This is a genomic window from Marinobacter alkalisoli (assembly GCF_045449855.1).
Classification (GTDB): Bacteria; Pseudomonadota; Gammaproteobacteria; order Pseudomonadales; family Oleiphilaceae; genus Marinobacter.
Genome location: NZ_JBJJLC010000028.1, coordinates 42,196 through 59,023 on the forward strand (window position 1 = coordinate 42,196; position 16,828 = coordinate 59,023).

14 protein-coding genes are annotated in these 16,828 nt (G+C 57.8%); 2 read left to right on the forward strand and 12 right to left on the reverse strand.

The window, feature by feature from the left end; translation table 11 throughout:
• Window positions 1-54: 54 nt before the first annotated feature.
• From ACJO5Y_RS11900 to ACJO5Y_RS11920, 5 genes are all read right to left on the reverse strand, one after another.
• Window positions 55-1,314: an ABC transporter substrate-binding protein gene (locus ACJO5Y_RS11900; protein WP_406987432.1), complete on the reverse strand. Its 1,260-nt coding sequence runs from the start codon at window positions 1,312-1,314 to the stop codon at window positions 55-57.
• Window positions 1,315-1,354: 40 nt separating this feature from the next.
• Window positions 1,355-2,791, reverse strand: coding sequence for a carbohydrate porin (locus ACJO5Y_RS11905; protein ID WP_406987434.1), 1,437 nt, complete (start codon window positions 2,789-2,791; stop codon window positions 1,355-1,357).
• A gap of 110 nt (window positions 2,792-2,901) precedes the next feature.
• Window positions 2,902-4,371 carry an ATP-binding protein gene (locus ACJO5Y_RS11910; RefSeq protein WP_406987435.1) on the reverse strand — a complete coding sequence of 490 codons (1,470 nt, stop codon included), beginning with the start codon at window positions 4,369-4,371 and terminating at the stop codon, window positions 2,902-2,904.
• Window positions 4,358-5,074 carry a response regulator gene (locus ACJO5Y_RS11915; RefSeq protein ID WP_406987436.1) on the reverse strand — a complete coding sequence of 239 codons (717 nt, stop codon included), beginning with the start codon at window positions 5,072-5,074 and terminating at the stop codon, window positions 4,358-4,360. Before ACJO5Y_RS11915 ends, ACJO5Y_RS11910 begins: the two co-directional genes overlap by 14 nt.
• Before the next feature lie 72 nt (window positions 5,075-5,146).
• The gene (locus tag ACJO5Y_RS11920; RefSeq protein WP_406987437.1) at window positions 5,147-6,835 is read right to left on the reverse strand and encodes an HAD family hydrolase; all 1,689 of its coding nucleotides are present in this window, start codon (window positions 6,833-6,835) and stop codon (window positions 5,147-5,149) included.
• 177 nt (window positions 6,836-7,012) lie between these two features.
• Between ACJO5Y_RS11920 and ACJO5Y_RS11925 the strand changes: the two genes are divergently transcribed.
• Both ACJO5Y_RS11925 and ACJO5Y_RS11930 read left to right on the forward strand, forming a co-directional pair.
• Entirely contained in the window at window positions 7,013-7,789 is a 777-nt protein-coding gene (locus ACJO5Y_RS11925) for a ferredoxin--NADP reductase (protein WP_406987439.1), read from the forward strand.
• A gap of 13 nt (window positions 7,790-7,802) precedes the next feature.
• Window positions 7,803-8,285 (forward strand): P-loop NTPase, encoded by a 483-nt coding sequence (locus tag ACJO5Y_RS11930; RefSeq protein ID WP_406987441.1) that lies wholly within the window; start codon window positions 7,803-7,805, stop codon window positions 8,283-8,285.
• Here the strand turns inward: ACJO5Y_RS11930 and ACJO5Y_RS11935 are convergent.
• The 7 genes from ACJO5Y_RS11935 to ACJO5Y_RS11965 all read right to left on the reverse strand — a co-directional run bounded on the left by ACJO5Y_RS11935 (window position 8,254) and on the right by ACJO5Y_RS11965 (window position 16,805).
• Window positions 8,254-9,447 carry an MFS transporter gene (locus ACJO5Y_RS11935; RefSeq protein WP_406987443.1) on the reverse strand — a complete coding sequence of 398 codons (1,194 nt, stop codon included), beginning with the start codon at window positions 9,445-9,447 and terminating at the stop codon, window positions 8,254-8,256. The genes ACJO5Y_RS11930 and ACJO5Y_RS11935 overlap by 32 nt on opposite strands.
• A gap of 148 nt (window positions 9,448-9,595) precedes the next feature.
• On the reverse strand, window positions 9,596-11,965 hold the full coding sequence (locus ACJO5Y_RS11940) for a heavy metal translocating P-type ATPase (RefSeq protein ID WP_406987444.1): 2,370 nt from the start codon (window positions 11,963-11,965) through the stop codon (window positions 9,596-9,598).
• A complete protein-coding gene (locus ACJO5Y_RS11945; protein WP_406987445.1) occupies window positions 11,958-12,185 on the reverse strand; it encodes a DUF805 domain-containing protein in 228 nt (75 codons plus the stop codon). The genes ACJO5Y_RS11940 and ACJO5Y_RS11945 overlap by 8 nt, the downstream gene beginning before the upstream one ends.
• A gap of 27 nt (window positions 12,186-12,212) precedes the next feature.
• Window positions 12,213-13,568 (reverse strand): APC family permease, encoded by a 1,356-nt coding sequence (locus ACJO5Y_RS11950; RefSeq protein WP_406987446.1) that lies wholly within the window; start codon window positions 13,566-13,568, stop codon window positions 12,213-12,215.
• A gap of 167 nt (window positions 13,569-13,735) precedes the next feature.
• On the reverse strand, window positions 13,736-14,479 hold the full coding sequence (locus tag ACJO5Y_RS11955; protein WP_406987447.1) for a copper resistance protein B: 744 nt from the start codon (window positions 14,477-14,479) through the stop codon (window positions 13,736-13,738).
• Window positions 14,476-16,215: a copper resistance system multicopper oxidase gene (locus ACJO5Y_RS11960; protein WP_406987448.1), complete on the reverse strand. Its 1,740-nt coding sequence runs from the start codon at window positions 16,213-16,215 to the stop codon at window positions 14,476-14,478. The genes ACJO5Y_RS11955 and ACJO5Y_RS11960 overlap by 4 nt, the downstream gene beginning before the upstream one ends.
• A complete protein-coding gene (locus ACJO5Y_RS11965; RefSeq protein WP_406987449.1) occupies window positions 16,212-16,805 on the reverse strand; it encodes a cupredoxin domain-containing protein in 594 nt (197 codons plus the stop codon). Before ACJO5Y_RS11965 ends, ACJO5Y_RS11960 begins: the two co-directional genes overlap by 4 nt.
• Window positions 16,806-16,828 lie beyond the last annotated feature (23 nt).

Consider the following 16,828-nt stretch of genomic DNA (forward strand, 5'->3'; position numbering starts at 1 on the left):
AAGAAATCCTCCGGATAAACCCGAAGGCCGCCCGGCCGGCGGCCCGGTGCGGCATTACATGGCGGACTGGATGGCGGCTGCCAACTGGTCCGTGGCTTTTGTCGGGTCCGGGTTTCTGGAGTTGACGAAGTTGGTGACCACATCGAAGATCTGGCCCTGGATGTAGCTGGTGGTTGCCAGGCCATGGGAGAAGCTTGGTACCAGGCCGCCATCGTCGGCGCTGGACTTGAACGTCTCCATCGACGCCTGGGCACAGGTATCAAAGTCGCTCATATCCATGTCGGTACGAACCGGGATGGAGCCCTTGTTCTGGTTGAACAGGGTCTGGAATTCAGGTTCCAGGATGGTGCGCGCCAGATCCTTCTGCGCCTGGATGTCCTCATCTTCTGTCAGGCTGAACATCGCGAAGGAATCCACGTTAAAGGTGAACTGGCCTTTGGTGCCCGGGGTCGGCGCACACAGGTAGTCTTCGCCCGGCGTCAGTTCCGCAGCGCTGAATTCACCCTTGGCCCAGTCTCCCATGATCTGCATGGCTGCCTCACCACGAATCACCATGCCGGTGGCGGTATTCCAGTCGCGGCCGGCGGCATCGTCATCCACGTAGCTCATCACCTTGGCGAACTGTGCGAAGACCTCTTCCATCTTGTCGCTGTTGATCACATCCATGTCATGGTCGACAAACGCCTTGCGATAATCGTCGGGGCCCAGTTCCGCCAGTGCCACCGCATCGAACACGGTCGCGTCCTGCCAGGGCTGGCCACCGTGGGCCAGGGGAATGTACCCCTCGGCCTGGAGCTTGTCGGCCACTTCGAAGAACTCGTCCAGTGTGGTGGGAATCTCCACACCAACATCTTCCATCACCTCCGGGTTCACCCATAACCAGTTCACCCGATGCACATTCACCGGCACCGCTACGTATTCACCTTCGTACTTCATGACATCGGAAATCCGAGGCGGAATAAGCTGGTCCCAGTTTTCGGCATCGGCAACACTGTCCAGGCTGGTCAGAAAGCCAAGTTCCGCCCATTCACGAATGTCCAGACCCTTGATCTGCGCTGCCGCAGGCGGGTTACCGGAGACGGCACGGGTTTTCAGCACGGTCATGGCGGCTTCACCACCACCGCCGGCCACCGCAAAATCTTTCCAGCTGTGACCCTGCTCTTCCATCATTTCTTTCAGGGCCGCGGCGGCCCGCGCTTCACCACCGGCGGTCCACCAGTGCAGAACCTCGACTTCACCGGCCTGCACGGTCGCTGCTGGCATCAGGGCGGCAGACACCGCCAGGGCAGTAAGATGACGCTTGAACGTTTTCATAATGACTCCTTGTTTTTGTAGTGGAGACGCTTGTCAGTAATCAGAACCAGACTTCCATCTGGGTACCAAAGGTCCACTGGCTGCTGGCAAAGTCTTCCTGGCCGAGGGCGTCACCGCCATCAAAACCATTGAGCTCGTCGTCCCAGGTGGAATAGCTGGCAAACACGCGAATTTCCGGGCGGTTCCAGAAACCGCCAACCTGAGGTTTGAAGGTTGGCGCAATGGTGAAGCGGGCGTAGTCGCCATCCACGTCCTCGCGCCCTTCGTAGCCTTCGGGATTCAGGTCCATCACCTGCCAGGAGGCTTCGTACTGCATCTCGAAGTTGGCGCCCAGTTCATTGGCCAGACGGGTGTTGAAGGTGAGCCACTGGTATTCATCCCCCTTCACATAACGGTCCTTACTGGTTTCCGCCAGGATCGCCGGAGCGATACGCCAGCTATCACTCAACCGGGTGGTACCGTAGGCAGCCACACGTGTACTGGCCGCGTCTTCATGCAGGTTGCCATCGGCGCCGAGGTTCTTGACCTCCGCACCCAGGCCCTGGCCGTGTAGCAGCGCCACCTTGAAGTTGCCATCGGAGATCCCGAAGAAGCTGTCACCGTGGTAGGCAAGCATGGTTTGCACACCGGTGTCGGCAGCCTCCATAACGCCCCCGACGATACGCTCGTCGTTATCCGCAGCGGACATGCCATTGATCAGCCACTGTACGTTGCCGAAATAGTTATTGGCGGTGAGGATCAGGTTGTCGGTGTCGGACTCGCCGTCAGTGGTGTCAGGGTCGGAGGGAAAATCCTGGAAGCTGCGTCCATAAAAGGAAAAGTTGGACTTCGCCGACTCGCTGAAGGCCACGTCGTAGATACCGGCACCGGTGCCGCCCAGGAAGACGATATCGCTATCGAGCCAGTGGATATCAAAGTCGAGGTCCCGATCAAAGCGTTTGCCGGCCCAGATCGAGGCATCCTCGAAAATGCCAGTGAAGCTGGCAAGGTTGCTGAACTCCACATAGGCCTGACGCACGTTCACGGCGCCGTCGTCAGCGGTCCAGTCGTTGCTGGAGGTGGTGGAATCGGCAATCATCAGGCGGTAGTGGGCTTTGGTGCCGTTGTCCGCGACAGTCTTGTAGTTGAGGATGGCTTCCAGGTAGGTATCCGGTTCGTTACCCAGCCGGCCCACGGCTCCACCCACTGAACCGGCCGGCGTCAGGTAGGGGCCGCCGGGCGCACTCTTGCCGTCACTGTTAAGCAGCAGCCCTGAGCGGGCGTATGTGTTGAAGGAGAAACCCTCGTCACCCCGGGCTTGGGGTTCGACCTCTGCCAACTTCTGCTCCAGAGCTGACAGGCGGTCTTCCACGGTTTCCTGAGCCAGTGCCTGGCTGGCAACCAGACCCAGTGAAGCTACGCTCACCGCGACCACCAGTCGGCGACCGGTGATGACATTGTTGGTCCAGGCAGTAGGGTACGGTTTACAGGTACTCATTATGACTCCTTGTTTTTGTTGTATTAGCAACATCAGAGTCTATGGCAATACCCGAAAGGGGAACGTATCAAACAGAAAGACCGATGTAACATGATTGTTACATGGCAATTTCAATGTCGCGGTAACGTGAGGGTCACCTCCAGGCCACCGTCCGGCCAATTGGCTATTTCAAGATCACCGCCGTGGCTTTGGGCAATGTTGCGGGCAATTCCGAGGCCCAGACCATGCCCCTTCCGGTGCTCCTGACCAAGGCGATAGTAGGGCTCGAAAATCCGGTCAAGCTCGGCCTCGGGAATCCCCGGCCCATGATCCCTGACGTGGATGGTTAGCTGCTCAGGGGAGTCCTCCACGCTGATGGTCGCCGTCTCGCCGTACTTCACCGCATTATCCACCAGATTGCCCAGGCAGCGCTTCAGCGCCAGGGGTTTGCCCCGGTACGGCGCGCAGGTGCCCTCTACCACAACCGCTGGGCTGTCACCGATGTAGGCATCCGCCATTCGACGCAACATGCCATCAATATCGACAAGTTCAACATTCTCATGAATGTCGGTGTCCTTCATGCTCTGCAGGGCACCTTTTACCAGTAATTCCAGCTCCTGCAGGTCACTTTCGAATCGCTCGCGAATGTTCTCGTCGTCAATAAGATCGGCTCGCAGGCGCAGCCTCGTTATCGGGGTTTTAAGGTCGTGGGAGATTGCGCGAAATAATTGGTCCCGGTCGCTGATGTAACTTTGCAATCGCCTGCGCATGGCATTGAAGCCCCGGGTAACCGCGACAATTTCAGCGCTGCCCTGCTCCAGCAATGGTGGCTGATATTCGTCCAGTGGCAGATCCCGCGCCGCCCTGGCCAATTTACGCAACGGCCGGGTCTGGCGACGCACCAGCCATGCCAGCACCGGAAACAGCACGCCGATCATCACCAGGATAAAGACAATCTGCTGGCCGGGGATGCTTTCGTCATCCAGTGACACATAGGGCGCTGGCAACAACGAGGCCAGATACAACCACTCACCCGTGGCCACCTCCACCTGGGTCACCAGAACCGGAGGTTTGATGGGCTCCAGGGTCAGTGCGTAATGAGCCCAGGATCTGGGTAACGCATCCAGTGGCAGCTCGGTATTGAGGATGCGAAGGTCATCGGGGTGCACAAACTCAACATGCAGGTTGGTCGATTTTCCCAGCCGGCTCCTGAGCACAGCCTCAACTTCCTCTGTGACCAGTTGCTTGCGCTCACTGTCTGGCAGCGCACGCATATTGATGCGCTTGTCATTGAGGGAGACAAAAAAGCGCGAGCCCCCCATATCCCTCAACTGATCCAGCACAATATGCCGATATTGCAGCGGCAGGGACTTGAAGAATTGTGTGGTTGCCGCGGCGGAAGAGGCGAGGTTACGGGTGGTACTGACCAGTCCCTCCACTTGCTGGGCCCGGAAGGTGCCTACCCAGATCACGCTTGAGACCACCTGGGCAACACCCATGGCCAACAGCGTCAGCAGCAGGATACGGCCGAGGAGCGACGAGGGCACAAGACGCCAGGCCTTGCGGCCGGTATCGATCGCGCCGTTATTATTCTGCGGCATGGATCACCGTTGCCGCCAGCAGATAACCCGCCCCACGCACGGTCTTGATCAGCCTGGGATTGCGGCCCTGGTCCCCCAGGCGCTGACGCAGGCGGCTGACCGCCACGTCCACCACCCGGTCCAGCGGCATGGACTCGCGGCCGCGGGTCACACCGGAAATGGTGTCACGGTCCAGCACTTCATTGGGGTGAGCGAGGAAAAGCTGTAACAGTGCAAAATCGGCGCCGGACAGCGCAGTGGTGCTTCCCTCTTCCGAGATAAGTTCGTGGGCCTGAGTATCCAGCCGCCAGCGATCAAACCGGACAAACCTGGGATTGTCCGTTCGGGTGAAACTCGAACGCCGCAACAGGGCTTTGACCCTGGCCTGTAATTCACGGGCACTGAACGGCTTGGCCAGGTAATCATCGGCACCAATTTCCAGGCCGACGACCCGGTCGGTTTCATCGGAGCTCGCCGTTAGCATGATGATGGGAACCTGCGAATGCTCACGGATCTCACGGCAAAGCGTAAAGCCGTCATCCCCAGGCAACATGACATCGAGCACAATCAGATCCACCCGTGACTGCGCCAGCCGTTGGCGCATGCCATCGCCATCAGCGGCGGTCATCACATCGTAGCCAACCCGGGACAGGTGTTCATGCAATAGCTCGCGTATCGCCAGGTCGTCGTCCACGACAAGAATCGACGCTTTTACATCAGACATTGGAAGACCTTTGTTGTTATTCAGGCGTGCCAGCATAGGGCTAAACACTGTGGGGCAAAAGCCCCATTGATCTCACGGCGGTCCTATTTCACACGCCAGCATGAGCGCCCAGAATTCGGAGAAATCATTCACCACCACATCGGGTTTGTCGGGATGTTTATGGGTTCCGGGAAAAATCTTGTTGAGCCAGGGCTGATCCCACTGCGCCCCGTTAAAGAACACGGAGGTCATGCCTGCCCGCTTGGCACCGATCACATCCGTGGTGCTGTCCCCGACATACCAGACACTGGGATCGGGAGGATAATCCAGTTTCTGCACCGCCAGCAATAACTGGTCGGGGTGGGGCTTGCGCAACGGCGTGTCATCACCACAAACGTCTACATCGAACAGTTCCGTCCAGCCGGTGCCTTCCACCGCCGCCAGTTCGTGCTCGAAAAACTCCCGGTCCCGGTTGGTAATCACACCCACCTGGATATCCAGCCGCCGCAACCCTTCCAGCACTTCCCGAACCTTCGGCTCAAACGCCTTTACCGTGCCGTAGTGGTTGCGATAATGATGGTTAAAGGCCTTGTGGGCAATCTGCTTGGCTTCCTGATCCTCGCCGAACAGCACCTCGAAGATATCGGTGCGGGAAATCTTCCGGTCGGCCTTCACCTTTGGGTGCAACCTCGCAAATTCCCGAACATAGGCGACAAGTTTGACGTCCTCTGGTGTCTTGCTGTCCTCCGGAGCCACCATCCGGTCCATCAGCTCGAGCTTATGGAAATCCGGCAACATGTCATCCACAGCGTGGTACATGGCATCCAACGTATCCACCAGGGTGGCGTGCCAGTCGAACAGGACCACCGAAGGGCGGATCAGCCGGACCACCGCCGGGTGCCAGTCCGGTTCAATTCGCGGCGCCGGTCGCTCTGGCGGAGGAAATGGCCGGGGTCGGACCTCAGCGGGCGAGAACCGAAACGCGTCAGGAGACCTCCGTTCCAACAAGGCTAAAAGATCCACCAAATCCTCAAAACTGTCGAGGATCGCAACGGGCGCATCGCGATGGGAGAACCAGCTGTCGATGCGACCGGGTTCCCAGCATGCGCCGTTGTAGAACACCCCGGCCACACCGGCCTTATGGGCGGTGAGCATGTCCACGTAACTGTCACCGACGTACCAGGCACGCTGATCCACAGGTAACCCGGCCTTTTCCAGGGTTCTGAGAATGACTTCCGGGTCCGGTTTGTATTCGGTGACATCGTCGGCACACACCGTCACGTCGAACAAATCCTGCCAGCGGCCCTCGTCCACCATTTTCAACTCTTTGTCGAGGAATTCCCGGTTGCGGTTGGTGGACACCGCCAGGCGTATACCTATTTCCTTCAGGGCGGTGAGATAATCATAAGCTCCAGGCTGGAACGGTTTTACCTGGCCGAAGAACTTGCGGTAACAGGCATTGTAAGCCTTGTGGGCGATCAGCTTGGCGTCCTTGTCGTCACCGAAGATGGCATTGAAGATATCGGTACGCGACACCCGGCGTTCCGCCAGTATCCGGGGATGCAGCCGGCGAAAAATGCGGATGTAGCGTACCAGGCGGGCGTCATCAGCGGTTCGGCATTTGTCTTCTGGCAACAGCCGCTCCACCAGCCCCAGGTCCTCCAGTTGCGGCAGCATCTCCTCCATCGCGCTGAACATGGCATCGTGGGTATCCACCAAGGTGCCATGCCAATCAAAGATCAAGATGGATGGAGGCTGGATATCGTCACTGAATCGGGCCATCAACAATTCCTCGTGGCACTACATATGTAGAAAGAACCTGCATTCAGTAAAAACCATTTCCATCCGGTATACAAAGAGCTGTCGCTCAACACCCTGCCCGTCATCACAACCATGGTATCCATGGCCACCTACTCACCCTGACATCAACTACAATTAGCCTATACGGAGGAATACCCCATGGCTGCACTTGGAACCGAAAGCGTCATCAGCGTCCATCACTGGAACGACACCCTGTTCAGTTTCAGGACCACCCGCGATCAGAGCCTGCGCTTTGAGAACGGCCACTTCGTGATGATCGGCCTGCCGGTGAACGGCAAGCCGCTACTTCGGGCTTACAGCATTGTCAGCGCCAACCATGAAGAGTACTTGGAGTTTCTCAGCATCAAGGTGCCGGACGGCCCGCTGACCTCCCGCCTTCAGTATCTCCAGGAGGGCGATTCGCTGTTTGTCAGCCGCAAACCGGTGGGTACCCTGGTGATGCACGACCTGAACCCGGGCAAACACCTGTACCTGTTCGGCACCGGCACCGGGCTGGCTCCGTTCATGAGCATCATCCGCGACCCGGAAACCTACGACCGTTTTGACAAGGTGGTACTGGTACATTGCGTCCGTGAAGTCAGCGAACTGGCCTATCACGATTACCTGACCAGCGAACTGCCCGGCCACGAGTTCCTGGCAGAGATCATCGGCAACAAGCTGATCTACTACCCCACCGTGACTCGGGAGCCGTTCCGCAATGAGGGCCGCATCACCACCCTGGTAGGGTCCGGCCAGTTGGCCAAAGATACTGGCCTGCCGCAACTGAATGCAGACACCGACCGGGTCATGCTCTGCGGCAGCCCGGCCATGCTGAAAGATCTGTCCGCCATGCTCGACGGTCTTGGATTCAAAGCCTCGCCCCATCAAGGTGAGCCTGGCGACTACGTCATTGAACGCGCGTTCGTGGAACAATAACCGGAGATATGACATGCCCAGTCCCGTTTCCTACCTGCCCGCTCATCAGCAAAAGCGTCAGCCCCCGGAGCAAAAAGCAGTTCCGGGTGTGAAGCACCTGGTTGCAGTCGCCTCCGGTAAAGGCGGCGCGAAGAAAATGGCGGAGGAAGCCGGCACCGAACTGCTGGGGGAGCTACCACTGGATATCCGCATCCGCACCGGCTCTGATTCGGGCCAGCCGGTGATGGTTACTGATTCCGGAGGTACTCTGGCCGAGGCCTACCGCGAGATTGCCTCACGCATCACCCGGGAGATTTCATCACTTGAAGATGCTGCTGAGAACGACGGCGCAGCACAGGCATTGCCAAGCATCGTGATTGGAGTGAGAGCGCGTGCGTCACAAATGCACAAGAACCCTCATCTTCCAGAAAAGATCTGCCCAGTCTGCAACCGTCCAATACACGGTGGAGCCCCAAGCAACGCTCTCATCCCTGAACGACACCTCGGGCAGGGATGAGCAGGAGCGCCATGGTCAGTGCGCAAATAATGGCTCCAACAAAAAATGGCAGTGCCGGTCCTCCCCAGGTCCACAGCAGGCCAGCCAGTGCGCTGGCCAGAAACAGGCTGATGCCGCTGACAAGATTGAAGAAGCCGAACGCGGTTCCTCTCAACACCTTGGGCGCCGTGTCAGCAACCATCGTGGCGAGCAGACCCTGAGTCATTCCCATATGGACTCCCCAGATAAGGACGCCCACCAGTGTCCAGACCCAGTGGTTACCCATGGCCAAGACCAGGTCAGCCACGATCAGGACCAGCAACCCCATGATCAGGAGCCGGCGGTGGCTCATTTGATCGGACAGTTTCCCGAAGGGATACGCGGAAAGCGCATAGGCGATATTCATGACAACAAGAACCAGTGGTAACCAGGCGACTTCCAGACCACCATCTTCGGCGCGCAGTAGCAAGAACGCTTCGCTGAATCGTGCCAGGGTGAACAGTGCCCCGATCACTACGACCATCCAGTACGCACGCCCCAGCAGGCTCAGACTTTCCCGGCTGATGGGGTTGGTTCGGCGTTCGGTAACAGGGGTTTCAGGCTCGCGAATTCCGACCATTAACAGGCCAACGCCCAGGAACGCAGGTATCACCGCCACCCAGAATACGGCCTTATAATCATTGTCCCAGAGTAGCATCAGGCCAATGGCCAGAAGCGGCCCCAGGAAGGCGCCAACCGTGTCGAGGGATTGCCTCAGCCCATAGGCAGCTCCGCGAAGGGTCGAAGGAACAAGGTCCGCGACCAGGGCATCACGAGGGGCTCCGCGGATGCCCTTGCCTACCCGATCAGTAAGTCTGGCCGCAAGAATCCATCCAATGCCCGGCGCCAAGGCAAAAACAGGCTTGGTCAATGCCCCCAAACCATAGCCCAACACGGCCAGTCCTTTGCGTTTACCGAGGTAGTCACTAAGGGCACCGGAGAAGACCTTGACGATTTGTGCGGTGGCTTCTGCCGCTCCTTCAATCAACCCGACGAGAAGTGCACTGGCGCCCAGAACCGAGACCAGGTAAATCGGTAGCAGGCTGTGAATAATTTCAGAAGAAACATCCATCAAAAGGCTGACAAAACCCAGTATCCAGATACCAGCGGGTAACCGGGTTTTGGAAACGGCAGAGGTGGTCAACGTAGTCCCTTACTGGTTGATTTCAGGTGTTGGGAGTATCTCCAGGGAATGCGGCCACTGGCTCGCAAGCTACGATGTTGTCTCAATAAAGAATGATTATCAATTACCGTTGTTATCTCGTGTCCCTTCTGTCGTCCGTCGACAGTCCTCAGCGCTCTCCTGTACCGGTGGACAGTTTTGCTATCCGCAATCGCAATGCGTTCACAATCACACTCACTGACGATAAGGACATAGCGGCCGCCGCAAAGATCGGTGATAGCAGTATGCCCGCCACCGGGTACAAGACCCCTGCCGCTATGGGAACACCGGCAGAGTTGTAGACGAAGGCAAAAAACAGGTTCTGTCGGATATTGCGCATGGTCGCCAAAGACAGCCGGCGAGCCTCTACAATACCCATCAGATCGCCTCGCAACAGGGTGATACCGGCACTTTCGATGGCCACATCGGTTCCGGTACCCATGGCCACGCCCACGTCGGCCGTTGCCAGGGCAGGCGCATCATTCACGCCGTCGCCGGCCATCACCACAACACGGCCTTCGTCCTTCAGGCGCTGAACAATCTTGCCCTTGTCTTCCGGCAGGACTTCCGCTTCCACTTCATCAATATGCAGCTTGCGGGCAACCGCCTCGGCCGAGGTACGGTTATCGCCGGTCAGCATGACTACCCGGATGCCGTCTTTCTGCAGGGCCGAAATGGCGGCTTCGGTGGTTTCCTTCACCGGATCGGCAATGGCAAGTAAGCCGCAGATTTTTCCGTCCACAGCCACAAAAATCACGGTAGCCCCATCCTTGCGGAGTTGGTCGGCCTCATATTCAAAGTCAGCCGTATCGACGCTTTCGGACTCCATCAGCAGACGATTGCCAATCAGTACCTGCTGCCCTTCAATCTTGCCGGTCACTCCTTTGCCGTTCGGGGAGTCGAAGCCCTCGGCATCCGGCAGTTTCAAATCCATCGCTTTGGCTTTATCGAGAATGGCGTGGGCCAGCGGGTGCTCACTGCCTTTCTCCAGACCCCCGGCAAACCGCATCAGCTCTTCCTCGCTGACCCCCTCGGCCGGAACGAGTTTGGTTACCTGAGGTTTGCCTTCGGTCAGCGTTCCGGTTTTGTCCACCACGACGGTGTCGACCTTTTCCATTCGCTCCAGGGCTTCCGCATCGCGTATCAATACACCGCTTTGGGCACCTCGCCCAACACCGACCATAATGGACATGGGGGTTGCCAGACCCAGCGCACAGGGGCAAGCGATAATCAGCACGCTGACGGCAGCAATCAGGCCGAATGCCATGGGTGGTGTTGGCCCGAGAAATGACCAGGCGATAAAGGCGATAATGGCAATCACGATCACGGCTGGCACAAACCAGCTCGCCACCTTGTCTGCCAGGCCCTGGATTGGTGCGCGGCTGCGCTGGGCGCTGGCCACCATCTGCACAATCTGGGACAGCATGGTATCCCGGCCAACCCTGTCGGCCCTCATGATAAAGCTGCCTTGCTGGTTGATACTGCCGCCAATCACCTGGTCGCCGGCTTTCTTGCTGACCGCCAGGGGCTCACCAGTCACCATGGACTCATCCACATTGGAACTGCCTTCGAGTACCTCGCCGTCCAGCGGCACCTTGTCGCCCGGACGAACCCGCAGGCGGTCGCCAACCTTGACCTGATCCAGCGACACATCAGCCTCGCCGCCGTCGTCGTCCAGCTTCCTGGCTGTCGCGGGCGCCAGATCCAGCAACGCCTTGATAGCTCCTGAAGTTTTCTCCCGGGCTCGTAATTCCAGTACCTGCCCTAGCAACACCAGTACCACGATGACGGCCGCTGCCTCGAAATACACAGCAACCGAGCCGTCCTCCTGCCGGAATGCAGCCGGGAAAATCTGGGGCGCCAGTGTTGCCACCAGGCTGTAGATCAGGGCGACACCGGTACCAATGGCAATCAGCGTGAACATGTTGAGGTTACGGCTGACCACGGATTTCCAGCCCCGAACAAAGAAGGGCCAGCCACACCAGAGCACTACCGGCGTTGCCAGTAACAGCTGAATCACGTTGGACATCTGCGGGGCCACGATGTGATCAAGCCCGGTGAGGTGCCCACCCATTTCAAGCACCAGTACCGGCAGGGTCAGAACCAGGCCGATCCAGAATCGGCGGGTCATGTCTTTCAGTTCGTCAGAGGGGCCCTCGTCGAGACTCACCTGCTCTGGTTCCAGGGCCATGCCGCAAATCGGACAGTCGCCGGGACCTTGCTGGCGAATCTCCGGATGCATCGGGCAGGTGTACATGGTGCCTGGGGCTACGGGCTCTTCCCGCTTCTGCTCTTCGCCGAGGTATTGCTCCGGAGCTTCATCGAACCGGGACTGGCAGCCTGACGAGCAAAAATACCAGGTTTTACCACCGTGCTGGCTTCGATACTCCGCGGAGTGCGGGTCCACCGACATGCCGCAGACCGGATCCTTGACGGTTTGCTCGCCAGAATCCTCATGGTCGAGATGATCGTCGTGATGGTCGTGTTGGTGCTCAGCCATTGTGATCTCCCGTTTTGTCTGCTGGCCAATCCGCAAACGCGATGAAATAAAGTAATACGAGATTGACGATGGGAATCAGTATCAGGATGCCCATCCAACCGGGGTACCCCGTGCGCTGGCAAATACGCCAGGCAGGGATCACCACCACGATGGCAATCACCAGCATCCACAGCCAGTGCCCTGCCCACATGGTGTTGCCAAACATGTTATCTCCCATCATGGGACTGCCCTCCACGTCGAACGCTGGTCAATGGTGACGATGGGCATGAGAGTCCTCATGTCCCGGGTGCCCGGTTTTCCGGGACTTTTTCAGAAATATCTGCTCCGCTACTGCAATAACGATCATCGAGACAACCGCCACGTCAATGACAAAGGGGTCTGTATTCAGCTTGACCCAGACAAAGCCACCGAGTGCGAGCAAATCCAGCAGGATGGCCATAGCTGGCACCCACGCTTTGGCCTGCACATCCTGGCGTAAATAACGAAGAACGCCCCAGTGGATGGCGATGTCCATAATCAGGTAAAACACGATGCCTAGAGCCGCGATGCGGGAGAGGTCAAAGAATGCGGTCAGGATCAGCCCCAAGACTACAGTGTAGACCAGCGTGTGCTTCTGGATGCTGCCCGGCATGCCGAAATGACTGTGGGGAACCAGATTCATTTCCGTCAGCATGGCCAGCATGCGTGAGACCGCAAAAATGCTGGCCAGGATGCCACCCGCAGTGGCCATCATGGCAATGGCAACCGTGAACCAGACACCGTAATCGCCCAGTGCCGGGCGAGCCGCGGCCGCAAGGGAGTAATCCTGAGTTTTGATGATTTCCGCCAGGGAAAGATTGCTGGCGACCGCAAACCCGACCAACGTGTAGATCACCACGCAGGCCGCAATGGAAATGACGATGGCACGCCCCACGTTCCGATGAGGGTCTTTCACCTCGGAGCCGCTGTTGGTAATGGTGGTGAAGCCCTTGAAGGCCAGTATCCCGAGCGCGGTTGCACCCAAAAAATTACCAATCGTGCCGGTCTCTCCCGGCTTCGAAAAGTCGACAGAAAGGCTGTCTGCGATCCAGACACCCACCAGCCCGAAACTCAGTATGCCCACGATTTTCAGGATCCCGATGAAGGAAGCCACGCCCTGAATCATTCGGTTACCGAGCAGATTGATGAGAAAGGCTGCCAGAATCAGTGAAACCCCGAGAATAGGTACCATCCGACCGCTTTCGTCACCGCCGAAAAGCTGCATGGTGTAGGAGCCGAAGGTGCGGGCGAGAAAACTCTGGGCGATCACCATGGAAAAGTACATCAACAAGGCATTGAACGCCGTTGGCAACCGGTTTCCATAGGCCTTGTGCAGGTACATGCCAATGCCGCCCGCCGAAGGGTACGCATTGGAGATCTTGATGTAGGAGTACGCGCTGAAGCTGACAATCACGGCAGCGGCCAGAAAGGCCAGCGGGAAAAGAACGCCGGTCATCTGCGCCATCTGACCTGTCAGCGCAAAGATACCGGCGCCAATCATGACCCCGGTGCCCAGCATAACCGTTCCAGGCAGGGTGAGGCTGCCTTCCTGATAGCGAGTGGTTCTGTCCTGCTCCCTGCTCATTCAACCTCCGGTCATTATCCGATGCCTTGCTTGCATCACAACACGCGAAACTGAACTACTGCTGAAAATACGGGAGGACAAGCCGACATTTATCCGGCTTTGGACTTGCATCAACTAAAGGACGTCAGAGCCGGAATGGAGTATCCCGGCCCTTTATAGCTGCAGGATCAGAAAGAGAGTCTGGCGCCTGCGACAGCAAACCAGTCTTCGGTACTGCCACCGGAATCTCTGGCAAGATCCGCCGTATCACGGTATTTGCGCTCGTGAACCACACCAATGTATGGCGAGAAAGACCGACCTACCAGATCATAGCTCAGACGCAGGCCCACTTCGGTGGAGTTCAGCCCCTTGCCTACACCAATCTCCCTGTCCTCCGAAAACGCCAGCAAACCCTCAATCGTAGCCGACACGATCCAATAGTTGGTGATCAGCAATTCGTACTCAGCCTCAAGATCCACCGAAGCGTCCCCTTCATCGCTGACATAAAGATTGGTGTCCACCTCGAACCAGTAGGGAGCCAACCCGGTGAGTCCGAGCACGCCGTAAACCCGGTCAGGGCCTTCGGGGGTGTCTATGCGGATACCCGCCTTGGCGTCCCAGAAGTCACTAACCGGAGTCTGGGCAACAAACTGGTTTTCCAGGGTTTCCCAGGCGTTGTGGATTTCTTCCCACTCACCTTCGAACAGCCAGCGGAATTTCAACTCATCGGTGCCATAGAAGGCATCAGCCTCTACAACCGCCAGCTCCTCGTCTGAATCGCTATAGCGGTACTCGAACTTTTCGGCAGACACGCCCCAGAAGGTCTTGGCGGTCTGGGTTTTCTTAGCCAGATCTTCCTGAGCAACCGCGGGGGTCGCCAGTGCAGCCACCGCCAGGGACAGGCCACACATGGATACAGCCAAACGATTCATGATTCACCTCCCTGTTGCCCGCTTTGCTTGCCTTCGGCCACGGTGCTATCCGGACCGCCTACCACCACGATCTTGCGGAACATGCCGGAAGCCGCGTGGTAAGACAGGTGGCAGTGAAAAGCCCACTCACCCGGCGCGTCCACTTCGGTTTCCATGTACACCGTGGTGGCGGGCGCAACGCTGATGACGTGCTTCAGGGGGTTCCACTTACCTTCACCGACGTCGAGGATCGACCACATGCCGTGTAGGTGCATCGGGTGGGTCATCATGGTTTCGTTGACGAATTTGAAGCGAACCCGCTCGCCGTATTGCAGCACGATGGGATCAGCATCCTCGTATTTGATGCCATTGATACTCCACTCGTACCGCTCCATGTTTCCGGTAAGGCGGAGTTCAATTTCCCGGGTCGGTTCGCGGTCTTCATACAAAGGCTTCTGAGCCTTCAGATCCGCGTAGGACAGGAACCTGCCGCCGTTACTGGCGGTGGGGATCAGGCCGCTGCCTTTGGCATAGAACGGATCTTCTGGCATGGAGTCTCTATCACCGTGATCCATATCGCCATGGCCCATGGCACTGTGATCCATTTTGGAATCCTTGCCGATATCACCGTGATCCATACCCGCCATATCGTCCTGGTTCATGGCATCGTGATCCATGTCAGCCATATCACCATGATCCATACCGCCGTGGTCCATGTGCCCGGACATATCGGCCATGGTCAGAAGCGGCGCGTCACGCAGGGCCGGCACTTCCGCCGTCATGCCTTCTTCAGGCGCCAGGGTGCCGCGGGCAAAACCGGAGCGGCCCATGGATTCCGCAAAAATGCTGTAGGCCTTCTCGTCCCTGATGTGAACGATCACATCGTAGGTTTCCGCCACGCCGATGCGGAACTCATCCACGTTCACTGGCTGTACGTTGTTGCCGTCCGCCTGAACCACGGTCATTTCAAGGCCGGGGATGCGCACATCAAAATAGGTCATGGCGGAAGAGTTGATAAAGCGCAGGCGAATTCGTTCACCCGGCTCGAATAGGCCGGTCCAGTTCTGTTCCGGACCTTTACCGTTGATCAGGCCGGTGAAACCCTGCACATCTTCGATATCCGCCTTCATCATGCGCATATCGCCCCACATCATCCGGTCTTTCAGGGTGGCGAGAAAGCCCTTATCCCCGGACTCTGAGATGAAATCGCCAACCGTCTGCTGCTGGCGGTTGTAGTAATCCGCGGACATTTTCAGGTTGCGCATGATGCGATCGCCGGAATGAGGGTGCTTGTCGGTGAGCTGCACCACGTATTCCCGGTCATAACGAAAGGGTTCACGGCCCTCGGGCTCGATCACAATAGCGCCATAGGCGCCGTTGGGTTCCTGAAAGCCGGAATGGCTGTGGAACCAGTAGGTGCCTGCCTGAACAATCGGGAATTGATAAGTGAAGGTTTCTCCAGGCTTGATGCCAGGGAAACTAATGCCCGGCACGCCGTCCTGCTCGAAGGGCAGGATCAGGCCATGCCAGTGAATGGAGGTCATCTCGTCCAGGTTATTGGTGACATTAATGGTCACCTCTTCCCCTTCCCTGAACCGCAATACCGGCCCCGGGGAAGCACCGTTGTAACCAATGCCTTCCTTGACGAAATCGCCGGTATCAATCTGGACCCGATCAACGGAAATATCGTACTCGCCGGCGAATACCTGGAACGGCATCAAGCCGGCAAGGACAGCAGCCAGAATACATTTGTTCATTGCACAGATTCGCTTTCAGACTCTCCTCGGGCGCGCTCTTTAGCGGCAACCGTTGCCTCAAACTCAATGTCGCCGTACATGCCTGCCTGATAGTGCCCGGGCACGTTGCAGGCAAACTCAAGATCAGCAGCTTCAGCGAACGTCCAGATAATCTCTTGGGTCTCACCCGGCTCCATCAGCACGCTGTTGGGGTCGTCGTGTTTCATGGAATGGCCATCACCCATGTCCATTTCCATCATGTCGTGGTCGATGTGATCGCCGTTGATGACGCCATGCTCCACCATCATCTGCATTTCTTCCTGGTGGGCCTCGTGCATGTCTGCGGTACCGATGTTGAACTCATGCACCAGGGCGCCGTCGTTTGTCACGCGGAAGCGAATGGTCTCGCCGGGCTTCACGGAGATGGACTCGGGCTCGTAGTAGTTGTCCAGCATGGTCACATCAATGGTGCGGGACACGTTCTCGGCCTTGCCGGGCTCGCCTACGGCGTCACCGCCATGATGCCCGCCATGGTCACCGGCAGCGTAAACGCCCGAAGAGAGCGCCAAAGCAATGGCGGGCAACAGAGTATTCTTGAGGATCGGATTCATCGGTATCTCCCGGAATGAGTTGA